This window comes from Flaviaesturariibacter aridisoli, assembly GCF_004343705.1.
GTDB lineage: Bacteria > Bacteroidota > Bacteroidia > Chitinophagales > Chitinophagaceae > Flavisolibacter > Flavisolibacter aridisoli.
The window spans coordinates 45831-67530 of the sequence record NZ_SKFH01000005.1; the positions used below are offsets into that span (position 1 = coordinate 45831).

At 61.0% G+C, this 21700-nt stretch carries 13 protein-coding genes and 1 tRNA gene; 4 read left to right on the plus strand and 10 right to left on the minus strand.

Going from position 1 to position 21700, the window contains the following annotated elements; all coding sequences use genetic code 11:
- Nucleotides 1-24 precede the first annotated feature (24 nt).
- The 3 genes from E0486_RS04955 (at nt 25) to E0486_RS04965 (ending at nt 7128) form a co-directional block, all read left to right on the plus strand.
- The gene (locus tag E0486_RS04955; RefSeq protein WP_131851039.1) at nt 25-759 is read left to right on the plus strand and encodes a LytR/AlgR family response regulator transcription factor; all 735 of its coding nucleotides are present in this window, start codon (nt 25-27) and stop codon (nt 757-759) included.
- A gap of 111 nt (nt 760-870) precedes the next feature.
- Complete coding sequence (locus E0486_RS04960) at nt 871-2154, plus strand: M28 family peptidase (protein ID WP_131851040.1); 1284 nt, start codon at nt 871-873, stop codon at nt 2152-2154.
- A gap of 351 nt (nt 2155-2505) precedes the next feature.
- Nucleotides 2506-7128, plus strand: a complete 4623-nt coding sequence (locus E0486_RS04965) for an HYR domain-containing protein (RefSeq protein ID WP_131851041.1) — start codon at nt 2506-2508, stop codon at nt 7126-7128.
- Nucleotides 7129-7212: 84 nt separating this feature from the next.
- Here the strand turns inward: E0486_RS04965 and E0486_RS04970 are convergent, their stop codons facing one another.
- Entirely contained in the window at nt 7213-7968 is a 756-nt protein-coding gene (locus E0486_RS04970; protein ID WP_131851042.1) for a phosphoglycerol geranylgeranyltransferase, read from the minus strand.
- 360 nt (nt 7969-8328) lie between these two features.
- On the opposite strand from E0486_RS04970, the gene E0486_RS04975 reads away from it, so the two are divergent.
- Complete coding sequence (locus E0486_RS04975) at nt 8329-11697, plus strand: vitamin B12-dependent ribonucleotide reductase (RefSeq protein ID WP_131851043.1); 3369 nt, start codon at nt 8329-8331, stop codon at nt 11695-11697.
- 157 nt (nt 11698-11854) lie between these two features.
- Here the strand turns inward: E0486_RS04975 and E0486_RS04980 are convergent, their stop codons facing one another.
- The 9 genes from E0486_RS04980 to E0486_RS05020 form a co-directional block, all read right to left on the minus strand.
- The gene (locus E0486_RS04980; protein ID WP_131851044.1) at nt 11855-14239 is read right to left on the minus strand and encodes a hypothetical protein; all 2385 of its coding nucleotides are present in this window, start codon (nt 14237-14239) and stop codon (nt 11855-11857) included.
- Nucleotides 14169-15200, minus strand: a complete 1032-nt coding sequence (locus E0486_RS04985) for a hypothetical protein (RefSeq protein WP_131851045.1) — start codon at nt 15198-15200, stop codon at nt 14169-14171. The genes E0486_RS04980 and E0486_RS04985 overlap by 71 nt, the downstream gene beginning before the upstream one ends.
- Before the next feature lie 147 nt (nt 15201-15347).
- Nucleotides 15348-15542, minus strand: coding sequence for a hypothetical protein (locus E0486_RS04990; RefSeq protein ID WP_131851046.1), 195 nt, complete (start codon nt 15540-15542; stop codon nt 15348-15350).
- Nucleotides 15543-15645: 103 nt separating this feature from the next.
- Entirely contained in the window at nt 15646-16887 is a 1242-nt protein-coding gene (gene clpX / locus E0486_RS04995) for an ATP-dependent Clp protease ATP-binding subunit ClpX (protein ID WP_131851047.1), read from the minus strand.
- 297 nt (nt 16888-17184) lie between these two features.
- Nucleotides 17185-17850 carry a ClpP family protease gene (locus tag E0486_RS05000; RefSeq protein WP_131851048.1) on the minus strand — a complete coding sequence of 222 codons (666 nt, stop codon included), beginning with the start codon at nt 17848-17850 and terminating at the stop codon, nt 17185-17187.
- A 107-nt stretch (nt 17851-17957) separates the two neighbouring features.
- Entirely contained in the window at nt 17958-18656 is a 699-nt protein-coding gene (locus tag E0486_RS05005) for a ClpP family protease (RefSeq protein ID WP_131851049.1), read from the minus strand.
- 219 nt (nt 18657-18875) lie between these two features.
- Nucleotides 18876-20243, minus strand: coding sequence for a trigger factor (gene tig, locus E0486_RS05010; RefSeq protein ID WP_131851050.1), 1368 nt, complete (start codon nt 20241-20243; stop codon nt 18876-18878).
- Nucleotides 20244-20362: 119 nt separating this feature from the next.
- Nucleotides 20363-21517 (minus strand): DapH/DapD/GlmU-related protein, encoded by a 1155-nt coding sequence (locus tag E0486_RS05015; protein WP_131851051.1) that lies wholly within the window; start codon nt 21515-21517, stop codon nt 20363-20365.
- Nucleotides 21518-21578: 61 nt separating this feature from the next.
- Nucleotides 21579-21660: transfer RNA gene (locus tag E0486_RS05020), tRNA-Leu, on the minus strand.
- Between the last annotated feature and the right edge of the window lie 40 nt (nt 21661-21700).

Here is a 21700-nt window from a genome sequence, read left to right on the forward strand (position 1 = left end):
AACAAACCACAAACTTTTACTCTTATGCGTGCAATCATCATCGACGACGAGCGCCTGGCGCGGACGGAGCTGCGGAAGCTGCTCCAGGAATTTCCCGAGATCGAAGTAGTGGACGAGGCCGGCAATGTGGACGAAGGCCTGGCCAAGATCGAGGCGCACAACCCCGACCTCATCTTCCTCGACATCCAGATGCCCGGCAAGACCGGCTTCGACCTGCTGGCCGAACTGGACCGTGCCCCCGAAGTTATTTTCACCACCGCTTACGACGACTACGCCCTGAAGGCCTTCGAGGTCAACGCGCTCGACTACCTGCTGAAGCCCGTAGAGCCGAAGCGCCTTTCGGACGCCATCCAGAAGCTGCACGGCGGCGAGAGCGGAAACGGCAGCCTGCACGTAGCGGCAGGCGAAGGACCCCGCGGCCTGCTTACCGAGCAGGACCAGGTGTTCGTGAAAGACGGCGACCGCTGCTGGTTTGTGCGCCTCGGCGACATCCGCCTTTTTGAAAGCGTGGGCAACTACGCCAAGGTGTTCTTCGGCGGCAACAAGCCCCTCATCCTGAAGTCGCTCAATGCGCTCGAGGAGCGCCTCGACGAGAAGGTGTTCTTCCGCGCCAACCGCAAGCACATCGTCAACCTGCGCCTTATCGACAAAATCGAGCCCTACTTCAACGGCGGCCTGCTGCTGGAGCTGAAAGGCGGCGAGAAGATCGAAGTGAGCCGCCGGCAGACGGTCAAGTTCAAAGAAATGATGTCGCTGTAGGCGTGAGCGGTCAGCCGTGAAGCGTGAATCGTGCATGCCTTCGGAGTCGCTGTCGAAACAGATGGCCCTTTCCTGGTTTATCAGTAGCAACAACCAACACTTTTACTTCTTATGATCAAACAACTCTCTGTAGCAACCGCCTTGTTTTTGACGGTTGCCTGTTCGGCCCAGCAAGGGCTTATCCCGGTCGCCGAAGCCACGCGCCTGGAAAATTACCTCGCCTCCAACGAGCTCGCCGGCCGCAAGCCCGGAACCCCTGGGTCTGAGAAAGCTGCCGCCTTCATTGCCGAAGAAATGCGCAAGGCCGGCCTGAGGCCCTTGCCCGGCGCCTCGGGCTTCCTGCAGGAGTTCTCGGTGCTCCGCCCGAAGATGACGCTGCTCAAAGCCGAAATGGCCGGCACCGAAGCCGACTCCAAAAGCTTCATCGTCGTTACCACGAAAAAAGAATTCAAGCTGACGGAGAAGTCCGGTTTTGCGGTGAAGCACATCACGCCTGCCGACGCGGCCAACCAGCGCGCTTTTTTCAACAGCGCCATCAAGCTGGCAGCGGCCACCACGCCCACGATCGTGCTGGTGGATACTTCGTTTTCATCCAGCTTCGGCCGCCTCACCGGGCTGAAGCGCTCGTTGTTCAGCAATGCCGCCGATATTGTATTTATACTGGGCGACAAGCTGCCCGATACCTATTCCATCAAAGCCGAGCACAACTTCGAGGAGCTGAAGCTCGCCAACGTAGTAGGCATACTCCCGGGCAAGGGCCGCGCGGCCGAGCAGGTGATCTTTTCCGGCCACTACGACCACCTTGGTATCGGCAAGCCCGTTGATGGCGACTCGGTTTACAACGGCGCCAACGACGATGCCTCGGGCATCACGTCGATGCTCCTGCTGGCGCAGCATTTTGCGAAGCAGCAGAACAACGAGCGCACCCTGCTTTTCGCGGCCTTCACGGCCGAAGAGAGCGGCGGCTTCGGCGCCACCTACTTCTCGCGCCAGCTCGACCCCGCCAAGGTGATGGCCATGTTCAACATCGAGATGGTGGGCACTGAATCGAAGTGGGGCAAGAACTCCGCCTACATCACCGGCTTTGAAAAAAGCAGCATGGGTGCGCTGCTGCAGTCCGCGCTCAAAGGCTCGGGCTTCGACTTCTATCCCGATCCCTACCCGCAGCAGCAACTGTTCTACCGCTCCGACAACGCCACCCTGGCGCGCCTCGGTGTGCCCGCGCACACACTGTCCACCTCCAAGATGGACGTGGAGCCGCACTACCACAAGCCCTCCGATGAAGTGGGCACGCTCGATCTCGACAACCTGGCACGCGTAACCGAAGCCATTGCCAAGAGCGCCGCCACCATCATCAGCGGCAAGGAAACACCGAGCCGCGTGACCGGGGAATAGGCCACGGTTATCCAGCAGAATTTGTCAGGCCCCGCCATCGGCGGGGCCTTTTTATGGACTCCCGGTAATGTGTACCCTAAGTGCCGTATTTCTACTATAAATTGCGCAGGTTAGAGAATTCTAATGTGGTTCGTTTTGCGAGCCGGTCCTTTTCGACTCTATTTGTCTTGTCTACCATCCTGCGACAAATCAAGCCCCCATCCTTTGAAGTTCCGGAGTCGTTCCTGACGGCTCACTGACCTGTGTTCCCCACCTCATTTTCCATGTATGGATCTTCCTTTCCGTGCCTTCGGCAGTGGAGCGGGACGCCCTTGCGACCTGTGATCGGCACCAGTTAAAACTAAACTCCTTATGAGCATCCCTCGAAACAGCAAGTCCAGGACTTTCCTGGCCGGCCTCGCCGTTTTATGCCTGCAGGTTGCCGGCATATCCGGTGCCTCCGCGCAGAGTTCCTACCCACAATTTACCGACACCGGGCACCCGGCCGCCGACTCCGCCGCGTACAACGCGGCGCTGGACCAGTACGACCAGCAAAAGGCTTCCGCCGCTGCCCTGCAGCGCACCCGCCCGGTGCTCCAGGCGCCGCACGACGCCTCCCGCCCGTCCGCGGGTGCACGCCAAACAGCGGCGCAAAGCTGCCTCATTCCCCGCGATGCCAGCTGGACGCGGCTGGCCATCGGCGACGACAACTCCAGTGGCGTCATCCCGCTCGGTTTCACCTTCAACCTGTATGGCGTGGCCTACAACTCGGTGTTTGTGAACAACAACGGCAACCTCACCTTCACCAGCGCCTACAGCAGCTTCAGCTCCACCGGCTTTCCCTTTGCCGGCATGCCGATGGTTGCGCCCTTCTGGGCTGATGTGGACACCCGCGGCAACTCGCCCGCTGGTTGCGGTGGCGGCGTTTACTACAAGAACTTCGGCACCCGATTCGTGGTGACCTGGGAAGCCGTTGGTTATTACAGTGGCCAATGCGATAAAAAGAACACCTTCCAGGTGGTGATCAGCGATGGTGCCGACCCCGTAGTTGGATTGGGCCAGAACGTCAAGTTCAACTACGGCGACATGAACTGGACCACCGGCTCCGCTTCGGGCGGTTCGGCTGGGTTTGGCGGCACGCCCGCTACTGCCGGCGTGAACAAGGGCACCGGTGGCAACTTCATTCAGACCGGGCGCTTCGGCTTCGCCGGCACCACCTATGATGGTGGCGGTGGCGCTACCGACGGCGTCGACTATCTCGACTACGAGTGCTACTCCTTCAACGTCAGCAATGCGGACAACATTCCACCTTCGTTCTCCGGCCTGCCGAATGGGAACACGCTGACGCTGGGTTGTGGGGAGACGACTACGCTCACGGTGTCGGCCCTCGGCCCCGAAGTCAACCAGTTTGTGACCAACAGTGTCGACCTTAATGGCCTCTGTGGCGCCACGGCGTCGGTCAGCGGCGGCCAGGCAGCCGGTGCCCAGTCCACGGCGACGGTGCAGATCACTGCTTCTTCCTGCAACATTGGTACGCATACCATCGAATTCAGCGCCTCCGACAACGGAACGCCGTCCCGTACTTCTACGGTAACCGTGACCGTGATCGTAACCGGTCCGGAAATGCCCGTCATCAACGGCGCGTCAGAAACCTGCCCGGCCGGAACCGTAACGCTCACGGCTTCGGGCGGCTCTGCCTATCGCTGGAATTCCGGCGACAGCAGCGCTTCCATCAACGTACATCCCGGTACCTATTCGGTGCAGAGCATTGCCGGTGGCTGCGCTTCGGCGCCCGCATCGTTCGTGGTAGCCTCAGCGGACCATTCGGCCCCCGTTCCGGTGCAGGCTTCCCTGCCCTTGCTCAACGGCGAGTGCTCGGTAACGGCCACCGCCCCCCAGGCGACCGACGACTGCAGCGGCCTCATCAGCGCTACCACCAACGATCCGCTGAGCTACACCGCCCAGGGCACCTACACCATTCACTGGTCGTATGCCGATGCTGCGGGTAACAGCACGCAGCAGGAGCAGACCGTGATCGTGAAAGACAACACGCCGCCGGTGATCGCCTGTGCATTCAATGTGACGGTGAATGCAGCCGCCAACAGCTGCGGTGCCGTGGTGAACTACAACGCGCCTTCCGCTACCGACAACTGCGGCAGCGGCAGCCTGCCGACTTCCATCCCGGGTTATACTTACAAGGGAATCTTCGGCGGTCATGCCTATTTCCTGTCGAACAGCGTGACCACGCCCGAAGATGCGCACGCCCGTGCCATCGCGCTCGGCGGCCACCTCGTAACGATCAGCAACGCACAGGAAAATGCTTTCGTTTCGGCCATGAACCCGGCCTTCATCTGGATCGGGCATACCGACCGCGCCGTGGAAGGCGACTTCCGCTGGGTGACCAGCGAGCCGGTGACTTATACCAACTGGAACGGCGGCGAACCCAACAATGCCGGCGGCAATGAAGACTGGGCCGTCATCAACTGGGGACCCAACGGTACCTGGAACGACTGGTATTATTATGAGAACGCCCTCTTCGTGGTGGAATTCGAAGGCGGTAATATTCCTACGCATCTCGTCTCCGGCCTCGGCAGCGGTGCTACCTTCCCGATCGGTACGACCACGGAAACCTGGGAAGCCGTGGACGCCGGCGGCAACCGGGCTGTTTGCTCCTTTACCGTAACGGTGGTGGATGCGCAGGCGCCGACTGTCGTGTGCCCCGCCAACCGCAGCATCAACCTGCAGTCCAACTGCACGGTCGCGATGCCCGACTACCGCAGCCTGCTGCAGGCTTCCGACAACTGCAACGGCGCCCTGAACATCGTGCAGTCGCCGGCCCCCGGCACGCTCCTCAGCGGAACGGGTGCCCTGTTCGTGAACTTCACCGTACGCGACGCGGCCAACAACAGCGCCTTCTGCAGCTTCCGCCTGACGAAGCGCGACGTAACGCGCCCGGTGCTCCACCTGCCGGCCAACGTCACGGTAACAGCGCCCTCCGGCTCCTGCAGCATCCCGGCTTCGGCCGTTGCGCTGGGAGAGGCCACGGCTACCGACACCTGCTCGATGGCCACCGTCACCCGCAACCCGCTGCCGGACCAGTTCCCCGTGGGCAGCACCCCCGTGTATTACACCGCGGTGGATGCCTCGGGCAACGGCACGCAAGGTGTGCAGATCGTGACGGTGCTGAGCATGGACGCACCCGTGCTGGCAAACACACCCGCGATCACGACCTCCAATGACGCCGGCACCTGCGGTGCCCGCGTGGCTGTAGCCACTCCGAAGGCCGCGGCCTTCTGCGCCAACAACGAATGCCGCAGCGAGAAGATGGACGGCTTCAGCGCCGGTGACATCAGCGGACAGTCGCCCTACTTCACCCCCTGGCCCGGCGGCTTCGGCGGCACGGTGTCTTCGAACTATGCCTTCAGCGCACCCAACAGCATGCGCCTCGCCAACGACCAGGACCAACTGTACCTGCTGGGCGACAAGACCTCCGGCAAGTGGGAGCTCACCTGGAAAATGTATGTGCCCGAGGGCCGCTTCGCGTATTTCAATTCGCAGAAGTTTGCCGGCAGCATCGGTACGGAGTTCGGCCATGAAGTACGCTTCTTTGCCAACGGCACCGGCTCGGCCCGCACGCCGGCCGCTACCACCACCTTCAGCTTCCCGCACGGGCAGTGGTTCGACGTTCGGCACGCTTACGACCTTGATGCCAACACCGCCACGCTGTACATCAACGGCAGCGCAGTGCAGACCTGGACGCTTTCCGACCGCATCGGCGCGGTGAACGGTCCGGGCACGAAGCAACTCGGCGCCATCGACTTCTACGCCGGCAACAACCCCGACGACCTGGCGGCGCCCGAGTATTACATCGACGACATCCGCTTCTGCGGCAGCAACGATGCCAGCGTCAGCGGTTCCCGCAGCGACGCCGCCGCGCTTTCCGCCCCGTACCCGGTAGGCACTACGACCATCACCTGGACGGCCACCGGCAGCAACGGCCAGCAGGCCAGCGCCACGCAAGCCATCACGGTACAGGATAGGGAAGTCCCGGTGGTAACGGCCCCCGTCGTTTCTTCGGTGTACTGCCATGCTTCCTCCTATAATGTGCCGGCAGCGACGTTCAGCGACAACTGCGGCATCGCTTCGGTGACCTACAGCATCAGCGGCGCCAGCACCCGCAACGGCAACGGAGCCGACGCCAGCGGTGCCTTCAACGTGGGTACGTCGACCATTACCTGGACCGTGACCGACGTGCATGGTAACAGCAGCACGGCTTCGGCCAACGTGCGGGTGAATGCACCAGTGAGCGGCTCGGTAGCCGACGTTTGGGCCGTTCGCCCCGGCGGCCAGCCCAACACGATCTACCAGGGTTATGGACCTGCTACGTTGACCCTTACCGTAACTCCGGCAGGTGGTACCGCACCCTACACGTACCAGTGGAGCAACGGTGCCACATCGGCATCCACGGCTGTAGGTGCCGGCACCTGGACGGTGGTCGTGCGCGATGCCTTCGGCTGCATCTCCGCCGTCATTACCAAAGTGATCGGCACGGTAGATGTGCGCTGTGGCAACAAGATGGACAAAGTGCTGGTTTGCCACAACACGGGCTCGGGCTCCAACCCCTGGGTGCAGGTATGTGTAGCCCCGGCAGCGGTGGGTACGCAACTCGCCAACGGCGGCTATCTCGGCACCTGCGGCGGCAATGCCGTCACGCGGCAGCAGCCCCGCACGGAGCCGGCCATCGAGGCTGCGCTCAGCGCTTATCCCAACCCGAGCCGCGGCATCGTGCAACTGCGCGTAAGCGGCCTGCAGGGCAAGCTGCACATTGAGGTGCTGGACAGCCGCGGCAGCCGCCTGCTGCAGCGCGACCAGAACATCAGCTACAAGAACGAAGACCTGACGCTCGACCTGCAAACGGCTGCGGCCGGTCTCTACACCGTTCGTGTCACCGATGGCACGACCGTACTGAGCACCCGCGTCGTGATCGCCCGTTGATCCTTTTGGTTCAGTAAGTAAAAGAGCCCCTCGCAAGAGGGGCTCTTTTTTTATTGTCCGTCGCCGCCTACCGGCAACTACAAATTATAAACTGGTTACCCCGCCATGCACCGCCGCGGCGATCTCTTCGAGCAGCGCCGGGTCTTTTTCGATGGCGTTGCCGACGACCACGACGTCGGCGCCGGCCTGGCAGGCCGCCCAGGCGGCTTCACCCGTTCGGATGCCGCCGCCGACGATGAGGGGTACGTCGATATGCTGCGCCACGGCACCGATCATCTCGGCGCTCACGGGCCGGCGGGCCCCCGAGCCGGCATCGATGTAAATGAGCTTCAGGCCCAGCATTTCGCCCGCGAGGGCGGTGCAGAGGGCGATGTCGGCCTTGTCGTGGGGGATGGGCGCCGCGTTGGAGATGTAGGAAACAGTGGTGGGTGCGCCGCCGTCGACCACCATGTAGCCGGTGGGCATCAGCTCAAGGCCGCTCTTCTTTACGAAGGGCGCCGACAGCACATGCTGCCCGATGAGGAGCTCCGGGTTGCGTCCCGAGATGAGCGAAAGGTACAGGAGGGCGTCGGCGTGCCGGCTCAGCTGCGAGGGGGCGCCGGGGAAAAGCACCACCGGTTTGGCCGTCAGCGCCTTGATGGCGAGCACGCATTCGTCGAGGCCGTCGCTGATGACCAACGAGCCGCCCACGAAGTAGTAGTCCACGCCGGCCGCCTCGGCGCGCGGCACGAGCTCCTGGAGCAGGGCAGGCGTAACCTTGTCCGGGTCGATCAGGAGGGCGAATGACTTCGCGCCCCGGATCTTCTTTTCCTGTAACGATTGATAAACAAGGCCCTGCATCCGAATGTATTAGCTGCAAAAATGCGAAAAGTTTTGCAATGCCTGTGCCATGGGAATTTCGGCTACAGAATGGGGTGGCCGGGGAGTGGGGTAACGGCCGGGCTTTGCCGGTTTCCCGCTTTAAAACCGAAATGACCAGGCCCAAATTTATTTATGCCAGCAAATGTGGATTTCGCGTGAAAAAATCGCAGGAAGCAACAGGGACGGGCGCTCCCTAATTTGTCAACAGTTATCCACCGGGATGTGCATATTTCCGGCTCTCTTTTTTCGCCCTGTACAGATACTTTCGTCGTCCGACCGCTTGGTAACGAGCGGCGGCAGGACAAACTTCTAATCCACCACAATAAATCTTCTTTAGCCATGGGCAATGCTAAAAAACCTGCGAAGGGCCTGACCTTTACGCGCAAATTCACCCGGGATGACGTTCCCGTTTTCGACCTGTTCGAGTACGACTACCGCACGTCCGTGATCCGCAACCCCTCGGGGGAAGTGGTGTTCGAAATGAACAACGTGGAAGTGCCCAGGGGCTGGAGCCAGATCGCCACCGATATCCTGGCCCAGAAGTATTTCCGCAAGGCCGGCGTGCCCCAGGCCGACGGCAGCACGGGCCGCGAAACTTCCGCGAAGCAGGTTGCCCACCGCCTTGCCAACTGCTGGCGCGTATGGGGCGAGAAGTACGGTTATTTCGCCTCCACGCAGGACGCCCAGGTGTTTTACGAGGAGCTCGTTTATTCCATCCTCGCCCAGATGTGCGTGCCCAACTCGCCGCAGTGGTTCAACACGGGGCTTTACGAGAGCTACGGCATCACCGGCAAGCCCCAAGGGCACTACTACGTGGATGCCCGCGACGGCCAGCTGAAAGAATCGACCTCCGCCTACGAGCGTCCCCAGCCCCATGCCTGCTTTATTCTGTCCGTGGAGGATGATCTCGTGGGCGACAACGGCATCATGGACCTCTGGGTGCGTGAAGCCCGCATCTTCAAATACGGCTCGGGCGTAGGCACCAACTACTCCAACCTCCGCGCCGAAGGCGAGAAGCTTTCCGGCGGCGGCACCTCCTCGGGGCTCATGTCGTTCCTCAAGATCGGCGACCGCGCGGCCGGCGCCATCAAGAGCGGCGGCACCACGCGCCGCGCCGCCAAGATGGTGTGCCTCGACCTCGATCACCCCGAGATCGAGCTGTTCGTAAACTGGAAGGTGGAAGAAGAAAAGAAAGTGGCCGCCCTCATCCAGGCCGGCTATCCCTCCGACTACGAAGGCGAAGCCTACCGCACCGTGAGCGGGCAAAACTCCAACAACTCCGTGCGCATCCCCAACTCCTTCTTCGAGAAGCTGGAGAAAGGTGAAGACTGGGAGCTGACCGCCCGCACCGATGGCCGCGTGATGAAGAAAGTGCCCGCCCGCGAGCTCTGGAACACCATCGCCTACGCCGCCTGGCGCTGCGCCGACCCCGGCACGCAATACAATACCACCATCAACGAGTGGCACACCTGCCCCGAGGGTGGCGAGATCCGCGCTTCGAACCCCTGCTCGGAGTACATGTTCCTCGACAACACGGCCTGTAACCTTGCCTCGGCCAACCTGATGAAGTTCTACGATTCTGCGACGAACCATTTCGACGTGGAAGGCTACGAATACAACTGCCGCCTGTGGACGGTGGTGCTCGAAGTATCGGTGCTGATGGCGCAGTTCCCCTCCAAGGAAGTGGCCCAGCTATCCTACGACTACCGCACCCTCGGCCTCGGCTACGCCAACCTCGGCACCCTGCTGATGGTGAGCGGCATTCCCTACGACAGCGAAAAGGCCCGCGCCATCGCCGGCGCCATCAGCGCCATCATGACGGGTGTGGCCTATAAGACCTCGGCCGAAATGGCCGCTGTGCTCGGCGCCTTCCCCCGCTATGAAGAGAACAAAAAGCATATGCTCCGCGTGATGCGCAACCACCGCGCCGCCGCTTTCGACGCCGCCGAATACGAAGGCCTCTCCGTGAAGCCGCAGGGCCTCAAGGCGCAGTTCACGCCCGACTACCTGTTGAAGGCCGCCTGCAAGGCCTGGAACGACGCCCTCGAGCTCGGCGAGCAGCACGGCTACCGCAATGCCCAGACGACGGTGATCGCCCCCACGGGCACCATCGGCCTCGTGATGGATTGCGACACCACCGGCGTGGAGCCCGACTTCGCCCTCGTGAAGTTCAAGAAGCTCTCCGGCGGCGGTTATTTCAAGATCATCAACCAGAGCGTACCCACGGCCCTGAAAAACATGGGCTATTCCGAAAAGGAAATGGACGCGATCATCAAATACGCCGTGGGCAGCGGCACCTTTGCCGGCGCCCCGGGCATCAACCACCAGACGCTGTCGGAAAAAGGGTTTATTGCAGCCGAAATCGAAAAGCTGGACAAGGCCGTGAAGAGCGCTTTCGAGATCGGCTTTGTGTTCAACGTATACAACCTCGGCGAAGAGTGCCTGCAGCGCCTCGGCTTCACCCCCGAGCAGTACTTCAACTTCGAGTGGAGCCTGCTGGAAGCCCTCGGCTTCTCCGATGGCGAGATCGAAGCGGCCAACGACTTCGTTTGCGGCACGATGACGGTAGAAGGCGCGCCCTTCCTGAAGGAGGAGCACCTCCCCGTGTTCGACTGCGCCAACAAGTGCGGTAAGAAAGGCGAGCGCTACATCCACGCCCACGGCCACATCCGCATGATGGGCGCCGCGCAGCCCTTTATCTCGGGCGCCATCTCCAAAACGATCAACCTGCCCCACGAAGCGGTGGTAGACGAGATCGCCGACTCCTACATGCTCTCCTGGCAGCTCGGTCTGAAGGCCTGCGCCCTTTACCGCGACGGCTCGAAGATGTCGCAGCCGCTGTCGAACAAAAGCGATAAGAAATCCAAGGCTTCGGCGGAAGGAGAAAACTCAGAAGCCGAATTGCCCGCCGTTGCCGAAGAGGCCACCAACATCGTGGACATGAGCAAGCTCACCATCGATGAATTGCTGGAGGAAGTGCAGAAGCGCGTCCAGGCATCGCCCGACACGGCGCTGAAGCGCCAGCTGGCCTCCATCGTAGAGCGCCGCTCGCTGCCGGCGAAGCGCCGCGGTTTTACGCAGAAGGCGAAGATCAACGGGCAGACGATGTTCGTACGCACCGGTGAGTATGCCGACGGCACGCTGGGTGAGATCTTTATCGATATGGCCAAGGAAGGCGCCACGATGCGCTCGATGCTTAACTGCTTTGCCGTAGCGGTATCCATCGGCCTGCAGTACGGTGTTCCGCTGGACGAATACGTGGAGAAGTTCGTTTTCACCAAGTTCGATCCCGCCGGTTTCGTGGAGCACCCGAACATCAAGAGCACCACGTCGATCGTCGACTTCATCTTCCGCCTCCTCGGCTACGAGTACCTCAACCGCACCGACCTGGTGCACGTGCTCGACAAGCCCGAAGTGGAAAACACCGGCACCGAAAGCTGGGATGAACCCGCCTCCGCTAAAGCTTCGGCGGACAAGCCTGAACTCTCCTCGGTACGGGTGGTTGCTTCCACGCCCCAGGCGGCCAAGGCCGTCGCCCACAAGCAGCCGGTAGCCGTGAAGGCCTCTAACGGTCTCGGTGCGGTGAATGCAGCTGCCAAGAGCATGCAGAGCGACGCCCCGGCCTGTAACACCTGCGGTCACATCACCGTGCGCAGCGGCACCTGCTACAAGTGCCTTAACTGCGGCAACAGCATGGGTTGCAGTTAAGTGAACCGGTTGCTACGTTGACTAGTTAATAAGTAAAAGGCCCCGCCACTGGTGGGGCCTTTTCCTGTCTCTTCGCGTACCACCTTCTTCTATTCTTTTCTTAGTGGTGAAAAACCTTTTCCCCTTCCCCGCCCGCCAAAGCTATAGCAGCGGCGGGCTACTTCTTCACTGGAGGCTGCTGCTGCCGCTGTACGAAGTCGCGGAGGTAACTGCACCGCTTGTAGGTATACTGGTAAAACTTCGTATCGCCGAAGTCCTTTACAAAGCCCGGGAACATCGGGTTGTTGCGGAACTTCACTTCGAATTCGGCGTTCTGCCGCTCCCATTCCTCGTAACTGACGTTGCTCCAGGAGGGGCGGGGCAGGGCTTTTTGCGTGCACTTGGCCATCATGAAATAACAGGCCGCTTTGAAGTCGCGGTTGCGCGCCGCCTTGTACGCTTGTTCATAGTACCGGCGGGCCCGGTATACGCCGAAGAAATCGTTCTGCCAGGCGGTTTTATAGTCGCCCTCGTTCCAGTCGGCGCCGCTGCGGTCCCAACTGACGGCCATCCAGGCGTTGCCGTACTGGCTCAGGTTGTAATAGGCGGAGCCGAGGCGGTAATTCACCTGCGCGAGCGAGTCGGGGTCGGTGCTGCGTGCCGCCTTGTCGTGGAGCTCTTTCATCTTGCGGGCGAAGGTGAGCTTGGTATAGGCCTGTGCCAGCCGCTTCTCATACCGCTGCCGGTCGTTGAGGTAGTCGAAGAAAGGGTCTACGTTCACCGTTGTTTCGTTCCAGTCGGCATCATAAACGGAGCCCTGCATCTTCGGCAGCGAGTCGGCCCGCTGCAGCCATTCGATGGCCTGTGCGTACTTGCCTTCGCGCAGGTACGCCGTTCCCAGCGATTCGATCACATCGTTGCGGTTGAAGGTGGCCTTCTGCGCCAGGAAGCGCTCCCAGGGCGTTGCCGGCGCATCGACCAGCCGGTAGAGGCGTTCCGTTTCCCCGGCCGTCAGCTCGTTGTGCAGGTAGTCGGTGCCGTAGCTGCCCACGGCGAGGGCCAGGTTGGCGCGGGCCTTGTCGCCCTGCGCCGTATAGCGTTTTACGAGGAGCTCGCTGAAAAAGTTGCGGAGGAAGGGGGCGTATTCTTCGTCGGTCTTCGCCATTGCGGTCAGCCATCGCACGGCGGGCAGGAGGGCCGCTTCTTCGCCTGCCGACAACTGTTTCGGCTCGTTGGCGGCGATAAGGAGGCGAAGCATTCTGACCTGGTCCTGCTGCTTGCCCGTAGGCTTCAGTGCTTCGGCCGCCGCGAGCTGGCTTCGGCTGGCATCGTACCGCTCGTCGAGCAGGTACATATAGCCGGCGCCGGCGGCGTAGTAGGCGCGCTGGCGCAGGGTGCTGTCGTTGCCCATGCCGGAGAGGATGCGGGCGAGGCTGGCGGCGCGGGCGCGGCCTTCTTCCCGCTGCTTGCGCAGCTCCGCGGGTGCGGGTTCATCGCGGTAGCCGATATAGGTGCGGCCCATCAGGGGGGCCAGGTATTGCTCTTCCACCTTGCTGATCTCGCGCGAAGCCAGCAGTGGCAGCAGTGGCGATGCCGGGTCGAGGCGGTACACCTCCTGCAGGTTGCGTAGTGCCGGCGCTTCGCCATACATTCCGAAAAGCCCGGTGAGGGCGGCCTGCTCGCGCGCGTTGCGGCCCTGCGCCACGTAGGATGCACGCAGTGTGCTGTCGGCGTAGTGCGAGCTCCAAAGAAAGCCGAGGAAGTTGCCACGGCGGTTGTAGGCGGTGGCCGAAAAGGCTTTGCTGAAGGCATAGGCGGCTTCGCGGTTGCGGTTCAGCCGGAAGAGCGCACCGCCCTTGTACGACAGGGCCAGTGGCTGCACGGCGGCGCTGCCGTCCTGCGGAAAGCTTTTGTCGTAAAGGCGGATGCAGTCGTCGTAGCGGTTGGCGTAGAAGGCGGCTTTACAGGAGAGGAAGGCCCACTTGGGCTTCAGGAAGGGATCGGCGCTCACGGCGCCGGCCATGCTGGCGGCCTGCATCTGCCGAAAGAGCGCTGCGGAGTCGCGCGCGGGCGCCTCGTCCCAGGCCGAAGAGGCCCCCGACGTTAATCCCTCTACTTCCTTGGCGAGCTGCAGGTATTCCACGGCTTCGGTCTTGTGCATCCCCAGCAGCGCCGTAGCGGCACTGTTCTGCTGGTAGTCGGAGGGCAGGCGGCCTTTGGAGATTCCATCGCGGAGGGCGGACAGGCCGCCCCGCGTGGAGGTCATCACCAGTCCGGCCACATCGGCCCGCCTGGCGCCGCCGCAGTAGCGCTGCCATTCTTCCAATAGGGCGGCATTTACGCTTTCGCCGGTGCCGGCCGGGTCTTCGGAGTCGTAAAAGCTGCGCACCATCGTGTAATAGAAGGGGCGGTAGGAGGGGTCGGCGCCGGAGGCGGCACGGCTGAAGAAGGAGGTGAAATAGTCCTGCGGGTCTTCGTCACCGCCGGCGCAGCTAATGCCGTTTTGCGGCACGAGGCCGAGCAGCGCCGCGACGGAAGCGCTCAAAAACAGTTTCCAGTTCATGGAGTTGGTACCCCGCGAGATTGTGCTCGTCGAGATCGAATAAAAGTACACGAACATCGGCAGACGGCAAGTGGCGCGACAGGGTGCCGGCGGCATCGGCGAGGGCTTCGGCCGGGCTCGTTTCGTGGCGCAGCCAGTCGCCGCGGCGGAAGGCGTAGCCTTCGATCATCGTGTCGGTTGCGAAGGGGAAGCGCCCCGGCCCCTGCAGCGCCGGACTTTCGAGGTGGTGCACGAGGCCCTGGTAGTGGTTGGCCGAAAACCATACGTACCAATCAAAGAGCGGCAGGGCGGCATCGAGGGGCAGCGGGTAGCGGTCGGCGCTCGCGATGTATTTATCGAGTTCTTCGTTGTCGAGGATAGAGTTGGTGGCGCCGGGGTCGCGGAGGTTGCCCATGTTGTAGGCCATCAGCAGGCCGCGGTCGGCGGGCGGGATGCCGGCGGAGGCGGCGTATTTGAGCTGGTGCAGGCGCACCGTTACCGAGAGTGTTTTGCCGCGGGCAAAGGGCTGCGCGCGGAGGCGGCGGAGGAAGTGGAAGTAGCGGTCGCGGGTGGCCGCGCTCCAGTCGCAATCGATCTGCCACTCCCGGCTCAGGCGAACCCCGCGGGTAAGCGTTTCGGAGAGACGGGCCGTGCGGGCGGCGAGGGAGTCGAGGGATGTGGAGTCGCCGCTGCGCAACGCTTCCTGGGTGATGAAGACAACGGGTGTGATGGTACGCCCGGTGGGGGACTGCTTCCAGCTGATCTTGCCCCGTGGTTCCACCGCACCGGTAGCTTCGTCGATGCCCACGTCGAAGAGGCGCACGTACAGGTTGTTGATGCGCAGGGAATCCAGCGCCGCTTTCTCCCGGGCCGTCGGGTTGTAGACGGTCTTCCAGTAATAAAACGAGCGCTGCACGGTGCGCTCCGTCTTTTGACAGGCGAGCAGCAAAGGGCAGAGAAGAATGAAAAGAAGGTAGCGCAAGTGAAAAAAGCGATTTGAACCGCGAAGAAAAGAAGAGAATAAGCGTTTCGCGAAGAAGAAATAAAAAATGGCTATGCATCGCATAGCCATTTTCTTAGCGTAACCACTTCGTTACTTATTTTCTTAGCGGTTCCGAAACTTGTTTTCTTATTTGCCCTTGCCCAGCATGTTTTCCACCATGCCTTGCATCATGGGAAACTGCTCTACGAGGTAGTCTTTCATTGTTTCAAGCACCTTGGCCGCCTGTTCGTCGTTGAGGCCGGCTTTTTCTTTCAGTCGCGCCGTGATTTCCGTAACGTGGCCTTGCATGTCGCCGCCACCACCGAGCATAGATCCAAACATAAAATCAGTTTGTAGTTTGTTGTTTGTGGTTTGTCGTTGCGAATGTAGTTCGTGGTCGGCCTGCAGAAAACTACAAACTACAAACCACCAACTACAAACGTCGCTACGCGACTTTCAGCAGGCTCATCTTGCTCTTGTCGAATTTGCGCTTGGCATATTCCAGGTCGAGGGTGAAGAACTTTTCCGAAGAGGAGGGGAGTTCAAACATCGCGTCGGTGAGGATGCTTTCGCAGATGGAGCGCAGACCGCGGGCGCCGAGCTTGAATTCCACGGCTTTTTCCACCATGAAGTCGAGCACGTCGTTTTCGAGCTGCAGCTTGATGCCTTCGAGCTCGAAGAGGCGGATGTATTGCTTGATGAGGGCGTTCTTGGGTTCCACCAGGATGGCGCGCAGCGTGGAGGCGTCCAGCGGGTCGAGGTGGGTCACTACGGGCAGGCGGCCCAGCAGCTCGGGGATGAGGCCGAAGGCTTTCAGGTCCTGCGCATTCACGTAGCGGAGCAGGTTCTTCTTCATGTTCTCCTGCAGGTCCTTGTCCACGTTGAAGCCGATGGTGTTGGTCTGCACGCGGCGGCCGATGATCTTGTCGATGCCGTCGAAGGCGCCGCCGCAGATGAAGAGTATGTTCTGGGTATTGATCTTAATGAGTTTCTGCTCGGGGTGCTTGCGGCCGCCCTGCGGGGGCACGAGCACGTCGGTGCCTTCGAGGAGCTTCAGCATGCCCTGCTGCACGCCCTCGCCCGACACGTCGCGGGTGATGGAAGGGTTGTCGCCTTTGCGCGCGATCTTGTCGATCTCGTCGATATAGACGATGCCCCGCTCGGCGGCGGCCACGTCGTAGTTGCACACCTGCAGCAGGCGGGTGAGGATGGATTCCACGTCTTCGCCCACATAGCCGGCTTCGGTGAACACCGTGGCGTCTACGATGGCGAAGGGTACGTTGAGCAGCTTGGCGATGGTTTTCGCCAGCAGGGTTTTGCCGGTGCCGGTTTCGCCCACCATGACGATGTTGCTTTTTTCGATCTCGATTTCGGTGCCGGGCTCGGCTTTGTACTGGAGGCGCTTGTAGTGGTTGTATACGGCCACCGAGAGCACCTTTTTGGCCTCGTCCTGGCCGATGATGTATTCGTCGAGGAATTTCTTGATCTCGAGGGGCTTTTTCACCGTCAGCTTGAAGGCTGCGGATCCGGCGCCTTTGTCGTCGCGCACGAGCAGCTCCTGGTCGATGATCTCCCGGGCATGCTCCACGCAGTTTTCACAGATATGTCCCTCCTGGCCGGCGATGAGGATCTTCACCTCGTCGCGGCTCCGGCCGCAGAAAGAGCAATGCAATATGTTTTTCGCCATAGGATGTTTTCTGATTAGTTAGAGTGCTTTCCCGCTCAGTTGGCTGCACGGACAGCGGGCAAAGTTAGAAAAAACCCAGCCCGGGCGCGTCAATTGGGATGAATTGGGAGGATTTTAGGTCAAAAGCCGGTGTTTCAATCGTTTAACGCCGATTCACCACCATTTGTTACGTCGTTTATCACTAGGGAACGGGCATGCAGGGGCCGGAACGCAGTACGTTGATCGCGGGGGGTAACGCCGATAAAAAAGCCATCGCTGTAGCGATGGCTTTAATCTATTCGTCTTTGATCGGCGCGCTTACGACAGTTTGTCGCTGATCTTGTCTACGATGCCATACTGCAGGGCGGCTTCGGCGTCCATCCAGTAGTCGCGCTCGAAGTCTTTGCGGATGCGCTCGACCGTTTGGCCGGTGTTTTCGGCGAGGATCTTGGCGCCCATTTCCTTGGTGCGGAGGATCTGCTCGGCATGGATCTCCATGTCGGCGCTCACGGCCTGAATGTGGCCGCCGAGCGAGGGCTGGTGAATCATCACTTCGCCGTGGGGGAAGATGAAGCGCCGGCCTTTGGCGCCGCCGCTGAGCAGGATGGAACCCATCGAGGCCGCGAGGCCCATACAAATGGTGCTTACCGGGCTTTTGATCATCCGCATCATATCGTAGATGACCATGCCGCTGGTAACGGAGCCGCCGGGCGAGGAGATGTAGAACTTGATCTCTTCACCGGGCTGGGCGAAGTCGAGCAGGAGCAGCTTCGTAGTGATGTCTTTGGCGCTCTTGTCGTCCACCACGCCCCAAAGGTAGATGGAGCGTGTTTCGTAAAAATGCTGCTCCATGCGCTTGTAGAGCATGCGGGTATCGGTCTCTGCGCGTTCTTCTTTTTCCTCTTCCTGCTCCGGCTCTTCGGGGTTGGGCTGGGGGCTCATGATGTGAAAGCGGCGGTTGTATAAAAGTTCGTTGCGTTCCATTTGTGGATTGATTTATAGGTTGATTGCCTGAATTTTCGTGCGGCGTCAGCCGTCAGCCGTGAATAGGCTCCAGGGGGCGCTCACGGTTCACGGCTCACGGTTCACGCTTAAGCCTTTTCTTTCTTCTCTTTCTTGGGGTTGACCAGCAGCACTTCATCCACGAGGCCGTATTCTTTCGCTTCGGTGGCGGTCATCCAGTAGTCGCGGGTGAGGTCTTCTTCCACGCGCTCCACGCTCTGGTTGGAGTGGTGGCTGTAGATCTCGTACAGCTCGCGCTTCAGCTTTTTGATCTGGCCCACGGTGATCTCGATGTCGGTAGCCTGGCCGCCCATAGCGCCCGAGGGCTGGTGCATCATCACGCGGCTATGCTTCAGGGCGGCGCGCTTGCCGGCGGTGCCGGCGCAAAGCAGCAGCGAGCCCATGGAGGCGGCCATGCCGATGCAGATGGTAGCTACGTCGGGGCTTACGTACTGGATAGTGTCGTAGATGCCGAGGCCCGAATACACGGAGCCGCCGGGCGAGTTGATGTACATATTGATGTCGCGGGTGCGGTCGGTGGAGTCGAGGAAGAGCAGCTGCGCGGTCACGATGTTGGCGACTTCATCGTTGATGGGATAGCCCAGGAAGATGATGCGGTCCATCATGAGGCGGCTGTACACGTCCATCACGGCTACATTCATCGGGCGTTCCTCGATCACGTTGGCGGTCAGCGCGGTCACGTTGTACTTGGCGTAGCTGTTCAGCGTGTTGCTGGAAAGGCCCCGGTGCTTGACAGCATATTTCTCGAATTCAGAGGAAAAACTCATATCGTCTGTTGTTAAGTTGTGGCAATTTAGTGGAATACCGGTTTGCAAATACCGTGCGCGGGGGGAAAGCAGACATTCTGTCTGCTTTCCCCCCGCGCAATGTCGGATGTCGGATCTCGGATGTCTGATTTGTTGCGGACGCACGCAAATAAAAACGGAAGCCGCAGGCTTCCGTTTTCTATTAAATCAGATATCCGAAATCAGACATCAGCGAGTCGCTCAATGGTGTGCGTGGTTGTGCTGCTGGTTCATTTCCACGAAGGCTTCGCGCGTGATGGGCTCCGGCGTGGTCTTCGCCTGGCTTTCGAGCCACTGGAAGATCTTGTCGGTCTGGATGCGGTTGGCGGCATCCTCCACGTATTTGCGGTCCTTCATCATGCGGTTCACGTAGTCGGTCACCCATTCGGCTTCGGTGTCCATTACCTGGCCGCCCATGTAGCCGAGCAGTTGCTGCTTGGCAAAGGCGCGGAGATCGTCCTGGCCCACTTCGATGCCGGCGCTGCTGGCGATCTTCTCGGTGATGAGGCTCCACTTCAGCTGGTTCTTAAAGTGGGGAAACTCTGCCGCTGCTTCTTCCTCGGTTTTCATACCGCCCTCGCCCTGCGTCTGGAGCCAGCGCTTCAGGAACGCTTCGGGCATTTCGATCTGGGTGTTGTCAAGAAGGGCGTGATAAAGGCTGTGGTGCAGCTGGTTGCGGCTTTCGGTGTTCCACTGCCCTTCGAGCTCCGTGCGGAGGCGGTTGCGCAGCTCCTCTTCGGAAGTTACTTTATCGTTGGGGTACAGCTGGTCGAAGAATTCCTGGTCCAGCTCACGCTTTTCCACGAGACCCACTTTCGTGATGTCGAGGCGGAAGTAGCGGTCGGTGCCGGAGTCGATGCCGAGGTCCTGGAGGATCCACTGGGCTTCCTGGCCGCCAAAGGCTTCGTCGAAAGCCACCTGCAGCGAGTCGCCGGTTTTCTTGCCCATGAGGGTGGGGCGGAAGCTTTCCTTGAAGTAGCGCACCAGCACCGAGTTGTCCTTCGTTACGCCGCCCGCGATGGGGTTGCCGGCTGCGTCGGTTTCGGTGAAATTGAGGTTCAGCACGTTTTCGTCGGAGTTCACTTCAGCGGGCTCGGTCATGTTGCCGTAGCGTCCGCGGAGGCGGTCCATCTCTTCGTCGATCATGGCGTCGTTGACGGTGATCTCGTAGCGCTTCAGCGGGAAGGTGCCGAGGTCGGGGAGCTGGAAGTCGGGCTTCAGGCCCATCTCGAACGTGAACTCGTAGTCGCCCGGGTTGTTCATATCGAGCTGCGCGAGGTCCACCTTCACGGGGATGGGGTTGGCGAAGATGTCGGCCTGCTCTTTCTGCAGGAAGTCATTCATTTCTTTGTCCACCTGCTTCAGCACTTCGTCCACGAACAGCGAGGCGCCGTACATTTTCTTGACGAGGCCGGTAGGCACCATTCCCTTGCGGAAGCCGGGGATGTTGGCCTGCTTGCTGTATTGCTTCAGCGCCTTTTCGAAAGAGGGCAGGTAATCGTTTTTCTGGAGGGTGACCTGCAGTTGCTTGTGCAGCGGCGCCACCTCTTGTTGCGTGATCGTAGCCATATTGTTTGATGTGGAGCGTAGCCGGCGGGGCTTTAGCCCGGCTCCGCGCGTTTTTTTTGTGGGGTGCGAAAATACGGCATTGCGGCGAATAATCGATGGCGCAGCTGCCTGCGGGTGCGTCAGGCGCCGGCCCTGCGGGCGCGCAGGCGCCGCACGTTGGCGATGACGATCGTTTTGAACGGCTTGCCGTTGAGGAAGCGGATGGCGCGGCGGCGGATGTAGTCGCGCAGGTCTTCACCCACGAGGTCCAGCTCTCCTTCAATCTCCATCGATTGGAGGTTGAAGTGGGCGGTGCCCTTTTCGGCGTCGTCGAGGGGTCGGAAAGACAGCGTGATGTCCGCGGCCACCGGCTCGGCGGCGGCTTCGGCGCCTTTATAATAGGCGATGGTGCGCGTCGTGCCGCCGTGCTTCAGCTTGACCAGTACCGGGTTGCCCCCGGCGTGCAGCTCCAGCAGTTCCACTTCCTTCGGGGCCAGGGTGCCGGCGTAGTCGGAAAGCACGCCGGTGAGGATGCGGTCGATCTCGGGCAGGGGGAGGGGCTTTGTAAAGGATTCCATGTTCTTGACCACCTTGGCCGGGGTGCCGGCTGCCAGATGGTGGGCCGGCACGTCGCGGTTGACGAGCGACTGTGCGCCGATGGTCACGTGCTCGCCGAGCGTAACGCCGGGGAGGATCACCGAGTTGAGGTAGATCACCGAGCCGGAGCCGATACGCACGGGGCCGAACTGGGCGGGGAAGCCATAGAGTACCGGCTGCCAGGCGCCGTGGGTGAGGATCACTACGTTATAGGAGAGGGCCACGTTGTCACCGATGGTCACTTCTTCGGAAAGGTTGATATAGCACTTGTCGATGATGGTCACGCCATGGCCCATGTGCAGGTAGGAGTTGGGCCCAGAGCAGCCGCCGCCACCGATGATGACGCCGTTCTTCAGCCACAGGTAGTCGCCGCTGCTGACGCCCTGCCCGGCGATGACGCAGTTGGAGCCGATGACAGAGAGCTTGCCGAGGCGGAGGTATTCGTTCAGTTCGGCCTCCACGTTGCGGCCGATGGAGCAGCCTTCGCCGAGGGTGATCTCGGGGGCGAGGAGGTGGGTGTGGGAGGCGATCTTGCTGCCGGCACCCAGCACGAGGCGGTCGCAGGTGATCTCCACGCCGTCGCCGATCTGGACGCCGTCGCCCAGTTCGACGCTTTCGGCCAGGATCCGGGTGCCTTTCCCGATCCGCACATTTTGCCCCAGCACCTGCTGCGGAGCCTCCAGGAGGAACTCGTTCATAGCGGCAAATATAGGGTGGGTGGCCCGGGCACGAAAAAGCCGCCCGGGGAAAGCGGCTTCGTGCGGGTGGAGGGACTCGAACCCACATGCCTCGCGGCGTCAGATCCTAAGTCTGATACGTCTACCAATTTCGCCACACCCGCGGCGGGCGGCAAAGGTAGGGGCTTTTAACTTATGCACATC